This is a genomic window from Micromonospora sp. NPDC005979 (assembly GCF_040614415.1).
GTDB lineage: Bacteria > Actinomycetota > Actinomycetes > Mycobacteriales > Micromonosporaceae > Micromonospora.
On the sequence record NZ_JBEXUR010000001.1, the window covers coordinates 173,708 to 186,204 of the forward strand.

The window sequence follows — 12,497 nt, forward strand, 5'->3', positions numbered from 1 at the left end:
CTTGTGTCCCGGGTCACGGTAAGTTGCTGTAGCAAACTCGTCAACAGTTGCAAACAAACTTGCTATGTCATGCGCTAGAGTGCGGTCATGACGACAGCCGGCACGCTCGCCGATCAGGCGTACCGACAAGTTCGCACCGCGATCGCCACCGGCGAACTCGCGCCGGGGGAGAAGGTCACCGAGCGTGGCATGGCCGAGCGGCTCGCGGTCAGCCCGACACCGGTGCGTGAGGCCCTGCGCCGGCTGGAGCTCGATGGGCTGATCGAGCGGATCGGGCCGCGTACCGTGCTGGTCGCCGCCATCCGCGACGCCGCCATCGACGACCTCGCGGAGGTGGAGGTCGGCCTGCGTGGCCTCGTCGCCCGCTTCGCCGCCCGCCACGCCACCGCCGAGCAGCTCGACGCGCTGGAAGGCATTCTCGACCGCGCCGACGACCTGCTGATCCTTGTCAAGGAGCGGTCCGCCCAGGGCGCGCCGGTCGAGCGGCACCTCACCGAGCTGCTCGACACCATGCAGCAGTTCAACGACACGGTCAGCGCCTGCGCGCACAACCCGGTGCTGGTCCGGATGCTCGAGCAAAGCCGCGTGTTCTCCCGCCCGCAGCGCCGGGAGCTGCTTCTGCAACGGTTGGCGGAGGACGACACGTTCGGCCTGGAGCGATACAGCAGCCACCGTGCTTTGGTCCGGGCGCTGCGTGCGGGTGACTCCGCCGCCGCGGAGCGCATCGCGCTCGAGGACTCGCAGGGCGGCCTCGCCGCGCTTCGGGAGGCGCCGTGACCACCCACCGGATCGCCGTCATCCCCGGTGACGGCATCGGCAAGGAGGTCGTCCCGGCCGGCCTCGACGCGCTGCACGCCACCGCACGTCGTTTCGACCTGACGCTCACCTTCGACAGCTTCGATTTCGCCAGCGCCGACTACTGGCAGCGGCACGGCGCAATGCTGCCGCCCGACTGGGAACAGACGCTGCGGGGCTACGACGCCATCTACTTCGGCGCGGTGGGCTGGCCGGAGGTCGTACCCGACCATGTCTCGCTCTGGGGCAGCCTCCTGCAGTTCCGGCGGGTCTTCGACCAGTACGTGAACCTGCGCCCCTGTCGGCTCATGCCCGGCGTCCGCAGCCCCCTGGCCGGCCGGCTCCCGGGCGACATCGACTTCGTCGTCGTCCGGGAGAACACCGAGGGCGAGTACTCCAGCGTCGGTGGGCGGATCTTCGAGGGCACCGACCGGGAAACCGTCCTCCAGGAGACGATCATGACGCGCGTCGGCGTCGACCGCGTCCTGCGCTTCGCCTTCGAGCAGGCCGACCGTCGCCCGAAGCGGCACCTGACGTCCGCCACCAAGAGCAACGGCATCTCCATCTCCATGCCGTACTGGGACGAGCGGGTGGCCGCGATGGGCGAGCGGTTCCCCGACGTTCGCCTCGACAAGTTCCACATCGACGCGCTCGCGGCGCAGTTCGTGCTCCATCCGGAGTGGTTCGACGTGGTCGTGGCCAGCAACCTGTTCGGCGACATCCTCTCCGACCTCGGCCCGGCCTGCACCGGCACCCTCGGCATCGCCCCGAGCGCCAACATCAACCCTGAGCGTGAGCACCCGAGCCTGTTCGAGCCCGTGCACGGCTCCGCACCCGACATCGCCGGCAAGGGCATCGCCAACCCGATCGGTCAGATCTGGTGCGGCTCGATGATGCTGGAGCACCTCGGCCACCCCGAGGCCGCCGCCCACCTGCTCGGCGCGGTCGAGGACGTCCTGGCGTACGGGCCCGGACAGGCACCGTTGACCCCCGACCTGCACGGCACCGGCACGACGGCGGAGCTGGGCCGGGCGATCGCCGAGAGGGTCAGCGAACGCCCGTCCGCCAGCTTGCTGACGGATCGTCTGCGCTGACTGTCACCGAGTTACGGGACATCGCTCAGTCCTCGTCCTGCCATCTGCGCAGATCCGTCTGGTCGTGATAGGGCATGCGGTCGGGCGTGGTGATGAATTCCATCGTCGTGCCCCAGGGCGTGCGGCAGTAGCAGACTTTGTTTCCAGGCCCTTGTTCGGTTGTATAGGGAATTGCGCGAGGCTCCGTGAGGGGGGTGCCTCCGGCCCTTCTGAGTCGCTCGACCGATGCGTCGATGTCGTCGGTGTAGAGGCCGAAGTGCGTGATGCCGAAGTCGCTCGGTCGGACCGGCTGGGCCTGTTCGGGGCCGTGCATCTCGAAGAGCTCGAAATCGGGTCCGGTTCCGATCTTGACCATCGCCTGCGCGCGCACGGCCGTTCCGGGGTGAGCGCCAACGGCCCGCTCGAATTCGGGTCCCTGTCGGGGCGGATCCTCCGGTCCGAAGGACTGGTAGATCACCTGGGCACCGAAAGCTTCCACGAAGAACGTTTTCGCGGCTTCGATGTCGGGCACCGTGATGCCGATATGATTGACGCCGCGAATGACGGGTGGGGTCATGACCGTTTCCCTTTCTTGTTCAACCGATCGACCGGGATGGGTGTGGGCGCAACCTGCCGGCAGTGTCGCGATCCGCCCAGCCCGCGATGGCGCGGTCGCAGAATTTCACGTGGCCGTGAGGAACTCGATCAGAGCGGTCGCGACCTCATCCGGCCGTTCCTCCGCGAGATAGTGGCTGGACCGCGCGATCGGGCCGCCCGTCACATTGCTGGCGAACTCTTTGAGCATCGGCACCATCTGCCCACCGAAGCGCTGATCCCCGCCGAGACCCAGCACGGGTATCTCGAGCGGTTGCTTCTTGTACTCGAGTGCGGCCGTATGGTCGACGGGGAGGGTCCGATACCACTCCATGCCGCCGCGGGTGCGACCGGGAAGCGCCATCGCCTTCGCGTAGATGTCGATGTCCGCCGGATCGAAGGTGTTGTGATCGTAGAACCGCTCAGCCATGAAGGTCGAAATGTACTCGTACTCACGGCCGTGGATCAGGCGCTCGGGTAGGTCCCGGTTCATGTGGAAGCTGAAGTGCCAGAGCTTCGCGGTCGACGCCTCCCATTCGGTCCAACCGGGGAGCGGAACGTCGAGGACGGCTAGGTGGGTAACGGCCTCCCGATAGCTGGTGGCCTGCGGCAGGGCGACCATTCCGCCGATGTCATGTCCGCACACGGCGTAGTGTTCGTGCCCAAGGGCAACCATGACTTCGTGCGCGTCGCGTGCCATCGTCGCCTTGTCGTAGCCGTCGAGCGGGCAGTCGGAAAAACCCGCGCCGCGCAGATCGATGGCCACCACGCTGAAATGCTCGGCCAGCAGCGGCATCGCACTGTGCCATCCCCACCAGGTCTCCGGCCATCCGTGAAGCAAAAGGATCGGCGGACCTGAGCCTCCGGTGACAGCGTTGATCTTGATGCCATTCACCGACACCAGTTGCTGGCTGAACCCCTTCAAGGTTGCGATCATGAGCGCCCTCCAGTCAGAGATCGACGTTCAGACAGGGCTCGCGGCCAGCGCTCAGGGCTGGCCGAGATCGATGGCGATCGTGTGTTCGCCAGGCGTGGATTACGCTGCGGAAGGCAGTCGGCCTTCGTTCAGCGATCAAGTTTGTGATCGGGCCGAGCGAAGCAGGGCGTCGTCGGCGCCGACTGCCACGTCAAATCCACCGAAGGTCTCGACCGCCGCTGCGCCCGCTGCCTTGGTTGCCGCCGCATCGTTCAGGTCCAGCGGCAAGGTGATCGTGCGGCCATCGAAAGGCGCGGCCATGTCCTCGATCGGCTTGACCCTGCGGGCCGGCGCGATGGGCTGATCTCGCTGTGCCTCAGCGAGCGCGGGCCGCTGACCGAAGCCGCTCACGCAGCCTGTTGTGAACCACTTCTCGATAGCTCCTCCCCGGGTTGTTTCCGGACGGCGCCGAGCTGTCGCCGCCACGATCTGCCATATCGGCCATGATCGACCAGTCCTGGCGTGCCTGAGGTCAAGCTACCGCGACCAGGTAGGTTCCGGGCGCGTAACTGGTGAGGTCCCGTGAGAGCGCGTTTGAGAAGGGTCCTTGTGGACGTCGTAGCCGGGTAACATCGGCGATCCGGGCCGGCAGGTGGCGCGGCGGCCGCGCGTCGTGGCTACCCCTCAAATCTGCCCGATGCCCGGTGGGCGCTGATCGAGCCGCTGTTGGCGAAGCCGAACGCGGACGGTCGGAGGACGAGCACCCGCGGCGGGAGATCGTCAACGCGATCCTGTAATTCTGGGTCCGGCCCAGGGCCTGCGGGCATCGCGAACGGGACGGCACGTCGACGGTCGGAGCGCCGAGCAGAGCGACAGTGGCAGAGCCCGTACGCTGGTGTGGTGATCGACTTTCGTGCGGCGGTCGAAGCGGGCGATCTCGACGCCATTGAGGCGGCGCTGGCCGACAACGTCGTGTTCCGCAGCCCGGTCGCGTTCAAGCCGTATCAGGGCAAGGCAATCACTGCCGCAATCCTGCGGGGTGTGTTGCGGGTGTTCGAGGACTTCCGGTACGTCCGTGAGTTGAGTGGCGAGGGCGGTCGGGATCACGCGCTGGTGTTCGAGGCGCGGATGGGCGACGTTGCCGTCGAGGGCTGTGACTTCCTGCATCTGGACGCGACCGGCCTGATCGACGAGTTCACGGTCATGGTTCGTCCACTGTCCGCCGCGCAGGCCCTGGCCGCCGCGATGGCCGCCCAATTCCACCAGATCCAGCGCGAGGCGACCACCGGCTAGGTGTACTGCCTAGGGACGTTGGTCAACCTGGTGGTGGAGCCAGGCAGGTAGAGCTGCTCTCGTGAGGCGTTCAGTGCAGCCTGGACAGTGGGCTTGCACTGGGCAGCGAAGGTGTCCGCGAATCGCTCGTGGTCCGACCGTCGCTGGACGTTGCCCACCTTCCGAGCACGGTGTTGAAGCAGATGATGGCCAAGCTCGTGCAGCAGTACGTCAAATCGCATGAAGTCCCGCAGCCGAACCGCTTCGCGTGCCGGTTGTTCGTAGAGAAGGATCTCGCCCGGTGCTCTGGTCTTGCCGTAGAGGACCGATCGGCGGTCGAAGTCCTCGGTCTGCCGCAACTCGATGACGCGTAGTCCGTACCAGGCGGCGGGCCCGACGACCTCCAGCACCTCACGAACGTCACGGCCGCTGGCCGGATGCGCGTATCCCGGTCGCGCTGCGTGTACGTGGATCCGGATCCGGTCCAACCCCGGAGCGCGACGGAGCGCCTGGCGCGCCCGGGGATCTGTACGCAGACTTCGACTCACGTCGCCCATGCTCGGCGACCCCACGGTGTGCGACAACGGGTTTTCGCCGCGGAACCTACGTCCGCGCGGGCTCAGTACGGCTGGCCGCACACCTTCCAGGCGCCATCCTCCTTCACCAACGCGAACAGATGCCGGTCGGTGAAGCCGCTGTCCAGGGTCAGGGCCATGCTCACCGTCGCGGACGTACGGCCGTTGACGCTCGACACATTCACGCCGTTGACCATGTGGCCGCGGATCTTCGGCTGCTTGGCGACGCCCTGGACGAAGGCCTCTCTCGTGTACCTGACGCGCGTGTCGCCGCACAACAGTCCGTACGCCGCGTCCGCGTCGTCCGCCTCCAGGTCGCTGACGAACGATTCGGCGGTCTGCCGCGCCGGATCCGTCGCCCCCTTGACTCCCTTGTAGAGGAAGAAGCCGCCGATGCCGGCGCCACCGCAGCACAGCACGACGACCACGCCAACGACGATCAACACGGTTCGCAACGTCCGCCGCTTCGGCGGTTGGGGCATCTGGTACGGGTGGGTCATAGGTACGGACGGTAGGGGATACGAAAAGCTCTCGACGCCCCACCCACGCCGCGCGGGAAACGCGTTTTCCGGCCTGCTGGCCGTGCCATAGACTCCGCCGGTGCTTGCGGTGTCGGGGGACTTCGAGATCCACATCACGGCGTTCGCTCACCACGCCGAGAAGCTGTCGGCGTTCGCCGACAAACACGGCCTGAAGTTCATCCATATCGTCCTCGATCGTGGCGCCAACGTCTCTCAACCGATGCTCACCCTGACCGGCCGAGGCGCCCTGACCGATCAGGTTGCCGCGGTGCGGCACTGGCGACGCGAACTGCGCGAGGCAGGGATCCACCCGTGCCGTTCGAAGATCGAGGCGGCGCCGTGGTGCGTCGGCGTACCGCAGTCGGATGAGCAGGCGGCAGTCGAACCCGCTGACCGGTACTTCGAGCACCACGTCAAACTGCTGCTTCCCAGTACGACGGTGGCGGATCTGATGGCTCTCACCGACCTGGTCACCCCGCACGGGGCGCGGTTGTCCCGTAACGCTCGCCGGGAGCTGGTGGACGGCGCGCAGGAACGGTTCGTCAACCAACGGTGTCACGGTGTCGGGCTCGCCACGGCGGGGCAGCGGCTGGACGAGCTCGTCGCGACCCTCCGGGCCGCCGGCCACGAGCCGATGGCCGTGGAGCAGGAGTACGTCGTCTCCGACAGCGACCTGCACCACGACCACGGTTGGCTGGATTCGCCCACGCCGAGGGCGAGCGGTTGGGCGCGGGAGCGTGAGAACCGGATGAGGTCCGCGCCGGCTGGCACGCCGGACTACCCCCCGACCTACCGGCCGCTACCCGTCAGCCCGGCCGTGCGTCAGAAGGCGGCGTTCGACCCGGCTCTCCGGCAGTACCCGAACGCCTACCACGCCGGGGAGCCCGACTTCGTCGTGGAGGCCACCGGCCAGCTGTGGATGACCGCCCGGCGTGCCGCCATGAATCACGTCCTGGCGGCCATCGCCACCACAACCTGGGCTCCGCACCTGGTCCTGCGGGGCAGCGTCACCATGGCGACCTGGGTCGGCGACGCCGCCCGCGAGCCGGGCGACCTCGACTTCGTCGTCACTCCGCACACCATCGCCAGCGACAGCACCGACGCTCGTACGCTGCTCGATGACATCAAGACCGCCGTGCGAACCGTGCCCGGCGCCGGCCTGCGACCAGACCGGACAACCGAGGCCGCCATCTGGACGTACGAACGAGCTGACGGCCGCCGCCTCGTGATCCCGTTCCGCACACCGGGGGCGCCGGACGGCCACGTACAGGTCGACGTCGTCTTCGGCGAAGAGCTTCCCCTCCCACCGGAGGCGCTGACACTGCCTGACATCGATCAGCCGGTACTGGCCGCGCCCGCCTCGCTGGCGCTGGCGTGGAAGCTGTTGTGGCTGGCCACCGACAGGTACCCGCAAGGCAAGGATCTCTACGACGCGGTCCTGCTCGCCGAACACACCACCGTCGACCGAGCCCTCGTCCGCCAGCTCATGCGCCCCGAACTCGGCGCCGAGGCGGACGACTTCACTGCCGAAACCGCCTTGTCCTGGCAGGTCGACTGGACCAACTTCACCGACGAGTGTCCCGGTATCACGGGCACCGCCGATCAGTGGACCCGGCGGCTGGCGCTGGCCCTCGATCACGCCTGGACCTGACAACCGTGCCCGGAAGTCGGTCAGCATGTCCGACACCAGCCGGCTGGCGGCGGACGGGTCGATGCCCAGGCCGGTACTTCGCGTCGTGCCGAGGACGAACGGGTCTCCGACGGAGTACGGGGTGTGTCGGTACGGATCCGTCCATCCTCTCGTGGCAGGGTCACGCGGAGTTGCGCCACTTGCGACCATTTCGGCCGATGAGGCGGTCGGCGTCGGTCGGGCCCCAGGAGGCGGCCTCGTAGGTGGGTATCGGCGACTCGTTCTTTGCCCAGTTGTCGATGATCGGGTCGACGATCCTCCAGCACTGCTGCACCTCGTCGCTGCGGATGAACAGCGACGCGTCACCGATCAGCGCGTCCAGGAGTAGCCGCTCGTACGCCTCCGGAGACTCCTCGACGAACGTCTGGTCGTACGAGAACTCCATGGTGGCGGTGCGGACCCGGAAGGAGTGGCCCGGCACTTTGGCGCCGAAGCGCAACGAGATGCCCTCGTTCGGCTGGATCCGCAGGATCAGCGCGTCAGCGTCGAGGCCGGTGAGCTGATCGGTCGGGATCGGCAGGTGCGGCGGCCGTTGGAACTGCAGTGCCACCTCGGTGAGCCGGGCCGGCAGGCGCTTGCCGGTGCGTACGTAGAACGGCACCCCGGCCCAGCGCCAGTTGTCCACGTTGAGCCGCATGGCGGCGTAGGTCTCGGTGCGCGACAGGGGATCGACGCCGGCCTCCTCGCGGTAGCCGGCCATCAGCTCCTCGCGGGTGCCGCCCCGAGTGTACTGACCCCGGACCGCGGCGTCGGCGATGTCCCGGTCGGTGGGGAGGCGGATCGCCTGCAGCAGCTTCACCTTCTCGTTGCGCAGGCCCTCAGCCTCGAATGAGGCCGGCGGCTCCATCAGGGCCAGCGCGAGGACCTGGAGCACGTGGTTCTGCACGATGTCCCGCATCGCGCCGGCGTCCTCGTAGAAGCCGCCGCGGCTGCCGACGCCGAGGGTCTCGGCGACGGTGATCTGCACGTGGTCGACCCAGGAGCGATCCCAGATGGGCTGGAAGATCGAGTTCGCGAAGCGCAGCGCCAGGACGTTCTGGACGGTGTCCTTGCCCAGGTAGTGATCGATACGAAAGACCTGGTGCTCGTCGAACGCGCTGTGTACGACGCCATCGAGTTCGCGGGCCGTGACCAGGTCCCGTCCGTACGGCTTCTCGATGACCAGGCGGGAGAATGAGCCTTCGCGTGGCTGGTTGAGCCCGACTCGGGCCAGTCCGTTGATCACCGGCTCGAAGGCCCCGGCCGGGGTGGACAGGTAGAAGAGCCGGTTGCCGGACGTGCCCCGCTGTGCGTCGAGCTCGTCGAGGGTCTCCACGAGTCGCTTGTAGGTATCCGGGTCGTCGTAGCCGCCGGCCACGTACCGCACGCCGCCCTGGAGTTGGCGTTTGCTGGCGACGGCGTGTTCGCCGAGTGCGCTCTCGGCGAACTGCTCGTCGGTCATCGACGTGCGCGCGACACCGACGAGCGCGAACTGGTCCGGGAGCCGCTCGTGCCGGGCCAGGCTCTCTACCGCGGGTAGCAGCTTGCGCCGGGTCAGGTCACCGGAGGCACCGAAGATCACCAGCGTGGCAGGCGGGGCACTCCGCTCCTGGATGAGCGGGGATGCGTGGTCCATGGTCTGCGTTCCTCCGGGCACAAGGGGTGTGGGGTTGGGGGTGCAGTGCTGTCATGCCAGGGATCGTGTGGCTGTGGCGGTAAGTGTCGGCGGCCCCCCGGCGTGGCCCGTTGGTTGCGGAGCTTGAGCGTCGCACGCCGGCCGGGGGGTCGGCGACCCGGTGACGATCGGATGCCCCGGCCGCTGAGCCGGATCGGCGCGCGGAGCTGGGCGGTGAGGCTGCTGATGCCGGCGCGGCCGGGCCGGAAAAGGTTCCACGGGAGGCGAGGGCGAAGGGTGCGCTGGATCGGACGGGCAACTCCCGACCTCGCCCCCGCTGCGGGCGCTCACCGCGGCATTCCCCACCTCGCGGCCGTTGCCCTGCCCCCGGGTGGCTGCACTGCTCGGGCCGGACGCCGCTGGAGGTACAGCCTGCTCTACCGGAAAGACGCCCGCTGGCTTCAGCGATCTTGGCCGCCGGGCGACCTAGCGTTCGGGTGTCAGCGAAAAGCGCACACCGAGAGGCCTAGTGATGATCGACATGGTCGCGGTCCGGGTCGAAGGAGTCAGCCGGACCTACGCCACCGACGGGGAGCCGGTCGTGGCGCTCGCCGGCGTTGACGCGAGCTTCGCCCGCGGCACGTTCACGGCGGTCATGGGTCCGTCCGGCTCCGGCAAGAGCACGCTGTTGCAGACGGCCGCCGGCCTCGACCGGCCGACGTCGGGCCACGTCTGGATCGGTGACACCGAGCTGTCCACGCTCTCCGAGACCAAGTTGACCGAACTGCGGCGGGATCGCATCGGTTTCGTCTTCCAGGCCTTCAACCTGGTGGGCGCGCTCACCGTCGATGAGAACATCCAGTTGCCCTCGAAGCTCTCGGGCAGGCGGCCCGATCCGCGATGGTTGGCGGAGGTCATCGAACGCGTCGGGCTGGCGGATCGTCGGTCGCGCCGGCCGTCGCAGCTCTCCGGCGGCCAGCAGCAGCGGGTCGCGATCGCCCGGGCACTGTCGGTCCGGCCCGACGTGATCTTCGCCGACGAGCCGACCGGGGCCCTCGACACCGAGTCGGCCGCCGACGTTCTGGCCCTGCTGCGCTCGGCGGTCGACGACTTTGGCCAGACTGTGGTGATGGTGACCCACGATCCGGTCGCCGCCGCCTACGCCGACCGCGTGCTCGTGTTGGCCGACGGTCGCATCGTCCGGGACCTGCCGCCCCTGGGCGCTGAGAAGATCGCCGAGGTGCTGGCCACGGCGCGCATGACGGGAGCCGCCCGATGACCGGTCTCGCGTTGCGTCTGCTCCGGCAGCGCCCCGCCTCCGCCATCGCCACCCTGGTGGCCCTGGCCGGTGGCGTCATGATCCTGATGACCCTGGCGGTCTTCATACAGTCAGCCCTGGTGTTCCGGCCCGCGCCGGAGCAGTTCGCGGCTGCCGACGTGGTGGTCGCCCATCGGGAGCTGACCGTGACCACCAAGGAGTTCGGCGACACGACCACCACCCGGGTGCCGCTGCCCGAGGGCACCGTCCCGGTCGGGTTGGCCGATGAGATCCGCGCGGTCCCCGGCGTCACCGATGTCCGGTTGGTGGGAGCCGAGGGTGGCGTCGCGTCGGCTGTCGAGGTACAGGCCCCGACGGACGCGTACGGGGCGATCGACCGGATCGCCCGGCAGGCCGGTGTCGAGTCGTACACTGGGATGGACCGCGGCTGGGCCGAGCAGTCGGACTCGATCGAGGCTCGCTCGTTCCTGCTCGAGGCCGGGTCGGCGTTCGGCGGCTACGTGGTCCTGCTGATCGTCGTGGTGGCGGCCGGCACGATCGGCCTGTCGGTCCGGCATCGTCGCCGGGACCTGGCACTGCTGCGGGCGGTAGCCGCCACCCCACGCCAGGCGCGCCTGCTGGTCGTGGCCGAGGGGGTCGTCGTGGCTCTGGCGTCCGCCGTGCTCGGTGTTCCCGCCGGTCTCTGGTCCACCCGATGGGTGCACCACCAGCTGGTCACCCGGGGCTTCCTGCCCGTGGACTTCCCGATCGTCAACGCCGGACTCGCCGCTTCGGCCGCCGTCGCGTTGACCGTCCTGGTGGCGGCCTCCGGGGCCTGGATCGCGTCGCGGCGCATCGCCCGCATCCGCCCGGCCGAGGCGCTCGGTGAGGCCGCGGTCGAACCAACTCGTGGCGGCCGGATCCGGCTCGTCTCCGGCCTGGTCACGATGGCCGGCGGCGTGGCCTCACTGTTCTTCGCAGCCGGGCTGTCCGGCACGGCCGCGCTGGCCACGGCGGCCGGCATGCTCTACCTTCTCGTGCTCGCGGTCGCGCTGCTCGCGCCCTGGATCAACGGGTTCGCCGCCCGGCTCATATCGCCGGTGCTGCGAGCGGTGTGGCGGGCGCCGGGGGAACTGGCGGCGGCCAACCTGCGGGTCAACGCACGCGGGATGTCGGTCGTGCTGAGCGCGCTCGTGCTGGCGATCGGCTTCGGCGGTTCGATCTGGTTCCTGCAGGACAACCTGCAGCGGCAGACCGTCACGCAGAGCCGCGACGGCATGCTGGCCGACCGGGTGCTGACCACGCCTCAGGGCATCTCGTCGACGGAGGTGGCCAAGGTACGCCAGATCCCCGGGGTCGAGGCGGCGACCGGCGTCCGGAACACGTCGGTGGTGGTCCGGGTCCTCGATGTCGCTGAGCCGGTCGTCGCCCGGGCGGTCGACCCGAGCGGGCTCACGTCGACGATCGACGTGAAGGTGCGCGAGGGCAGCCTGGCCGGCCTGACCGACGGGACGATCGCCGCCTCGACTCTGCAGGCCTCGTCCTCCGGCTGGAAGGTCGGCGAGACGGCCGAGATCTGGCTGGCCGACGGCACAGCGGTCCATCCCCGCGTGGTGGCGACCTACGACCGTGGGCTCGGCTTCGGCGACGTGCTGCTGCCACAGGAACGCGGTGTCTACGACGAGATGCTCGTGCGTACCACCGGCGACGTCGACCAACGGCTGGCCGCGTTCGGGACGGTGACCGACACCGGCACCGTGACCGGGCAGTTGAACCGCGACCTGGCCATCTCGGCCTGGCTCAACAAGCTGCTCATCACCGTGCTGGTCGGCTACTCGGCCCTGGCCGCCGGCAACACCATGGTCATGGCCGCGCTGGCCCGCAGCCGGGAACTCGCGGTGCTTCGCCTGGCCGGAGTGACCCGGCGGCAGGTACGGCGGATGGTCCACGCCGAACAGGTGGGCCTGCTCGGGACGGCGCTGACGCTCGGGGCGGCGATCGCAGGGATGACGCTCGTCGCGGTCGTCCACGCGCTCACCGGCACGCTGATCCCGTACGTCCCACCGCTGGGCTGGGCCGCGGTGCTGGGCGGCGCGACCGCGCTGGCCCTGGTAACCACGATCCTGCCGGTTCGGCGGTTGCTCCGGACCCCACCGGTCCGCGCCGCGGGTGCCAAGGAGTGACGCGCAAGACGACCGGGTGGGTCGTC

At 68.9% G+C, this 12,497-nt stretch carries 12 protein-coding genes; 6 read left to right on the plus strand and 6 right to left on the minus strand.

The window, feature by feature from the left end; all coding sequences use genetic code 11:
- Window positions 1–87 precede the first annotated feature (87 nt).
- Together ABZ272_RS00765 and ABZ272_RS00770 are read left to right on the plus strand one after the other, a co-directional pair.
- Window positions 88–777, plus strand: coding sequence for a GntR family transcriptional regulator (locus ABZ272_RS00765; RefSeq protein WP_355047772.1), 690 nt, complete (start codon window positions 88–90; stop codon window positions 775–777).
- Complete coding sequence (locus ABZ272_RS00770) at window positions 774–1,889, plus strand: tartrate dehydrogenase (protein WP_355047773.1); 1,116 nt, start codon at window positions 774–776, stop codon at window positions 1,887–1,889. Before ABZ272_RS00765 ends, ABZ272_RS00770 begins: the two co-directional genes overlap by 4 nt.
- A 25-nt stretch (window positions 1,890–1,914) precedes the next feature.
- Here the strand turns inward: ABZ272_RS00770 and ABZ272_RS00775 are convergent, their stop codons facing one another.
- From ABZ272_RS00775 to ABZ272_RS00785, 3 genes are all read right to left on the minus strand, one after another.
- Window positions 1,915–2,445, minus strand: a complete 531-nt coding sequence (locus tag ABZ272_RS00775; RefSeq protein WP_355047774.1) for a VOC family protein — start codon at window positions 2,443–2,445, stop codon at window positions 1,915–1,917.
- A gap of 105 nt (window positions 2,446–2,550) precedes the next feature.
- Window positions 2,551–3,399 (minus strand): alpha/beta hydrolase, encoded by an 849-nt coding sequence (locus ABZ272_RS00780; RefSeq protein ID WP_355047775.1) that lies wholly within the window; start codon window positions 3,397–3,399, stop codon window positions 2,551–2,553.
- A gap of 135 nt (window positions 3,400–3,534) precedes the next feature.
- Window positions 3,535–3,789, minus strand: coding sequence for a hypothetical protein (locus tag ABZ272_RS00785; protein WP_355047776.1), 255 nt, complete (start codon window positions 3,787–3,789; stop codon window positions 3,535–3,537).
- 486 nt (window positions 3,790–4,275) lie between these two features.
- On the opposite strand from ABZ272_RS00785, the gene ABZ272_RS00790 reads away from it, so the two are divergent.
- On the plus strand, window positions 4,276–4,671 hold the full coding sequence (locus tag ABZ272_RS00790) for a nuclear transport factor 2 family protein (protein ID WP_355047777.1): 396 nt from the start codon (window positions 4,276–4,278) through the stop codon (window positions 4,669–4,671).
- Here ABZ272_RS00790 and ABZ272_RS00795 read toward each other — a convergent pair.
- Window positions 4,668–5,060, minus strand: a complete 393-nt coding sequence (locus ABZ272_RS00795; RefSeq protein WP_355047778.1) for a hypothetical protein — start codon at window positions 5,058–5,060, stop codon at window positions 4,668–4,670. The two genes, ABZ272_RS00790 and ABZ272_RS00795, sit on opposite strands and share 4 nt — an antisense overlap.
- A gap of 209 nt (window positions 5,061–5,269) precedes the next feature.
- Window positions 5,270–5,725, minus strand: a complete 456-nt coding sequence (locus tag ABZ272_RS00800; protein WP_355047779.1) for a hypothetical protein — start codon at window positions 5,723–5,725, stop codon at window positions 5,270–5,272.
- Between the two features lie 100 nt (window positions 5,726–5,825).
- Here ABZ272_RS00800 and ABZ272_RS00805 point away from each other — a divergent pair, with 100 nt between their 5' ends.
- Entirely contained in the window at window positions 5,826–7,397 is a 1,572-nt protein-coding gene (locus ABZ272_RS00805; RefSeq protein WP_355047780.1) for a nucleotidyl transferase AbiEii/AbiGii toxin family protein, read from the plus strand.
- A gap of 160 nt (window positions 7,398–7,557) precedes the next feature.
- Here the strand turns inward: ABZ272_RS00805 and zwf are convergent, their stop codons facing one another.
- Window positions 7,558–9,051: a glucose-6-phosphate dehydrogenase gene (gene zwf / locus ABZ272_RS00810; protein WP_355047781.1), complete on the minus strand. Its 1,494-nt coding sequence runs from the start codon at window positions 9,049–9,051 to the stop codon at window positions 7,558–7,560.
- A gap of 520 nt (window positions 9,052–9,571) precedes the next feature.
- On the opposite strand from zwf, the gene ABZ272_RS00815 reads away from it, so the two are divergent.
- Together ABZ272_RS00815 and ABZ272_RS00820 are read left to right on the plus strand one after the other, a co-directional pair.
- On the plus strand, window positions 9,572–10,309 hold the full coding sequence (locus ABZ272_RS00815) for an ABC transporter ATP-binding protein (protein WP_355048241.1): 738 nt from the start codon (window positions 9,572–9,574) through the stop codon (window positions 10,307–10,309).
- Window positions 10,306–12,471, plus strand: a complete 2,166-nt coding sequence (locus tag ABZ272_RS00820) for an FtsX-like permease family protein (RefSeq protein ID WP_355047782.1) — start codon at window positions 10,306–10,308, stop codon at window positions 12,469–12,471. The genes ABZ272_RS00815 and ABZ272_RS00820 overlap by 4 nt, the downstream gene beginning before the upstream one ends.
- The last annotated feature ends 26 nt before the right edge of the window (window positions 12,472–12,497 follow it).

What these genes read in the sequence shown, in the direction of transcription:
- ABZ272_RS00765 (WP_355047772.1), top strand. Translation starts at nt 88, where the DNA reads ATGACGACAGCCGGCACGCTCGCCGATCAGGCGTACCGACAAGTTCGC.
- ABZ272_RS00775 (WP_355047774.1), bottom strand. Translation starts at nt 2,445, where the DNA reads ATGACCCCACCCGTCATTCGCGGCGTCAATCATATCGGCATCACGGTG.
- ABZ272_RS00780 (WP_355047775.1), bottom strand. Translation starts at nt 3,399, where the DNA reads ATGATCGCAACCTTGAAGGGGTTCAGCCAGCAACTGGTGTCGGTGAAT.
- ABZ272_RS00800 (WP_355047779.1), bottom strand. Translation starts at nt 5,725, where the DNA reads ATGACCCACCCGTACCAGATGCCCCAACCGCCGAAGCGGCGGACGTTG.
- zwf (WP_355047781.1), bottom strand. Translation starts at nt 9,051, where the DNA reads ATGGACCACGCATCCCCGCTCATCCAGGAGCGGAGTGCCCCGCCTGCC.
- ABZ272_RS00815 (WP_355048241.1), top strand. Translation starts at nt 9,572, where the DNA reads ATGGTCGCGGTCCGGGTCGAAGGAGTCAGCCGGACCTACGCCACCGAC.
- ABZ272_RS00820 (WP_355047782.1), top strand. Translation starts at nt 10,306, where the DNA reads ATGACCGGTCTCGCGTTGCGTCTGCTCCGGCAGCGCCCCGCCTCCGCC.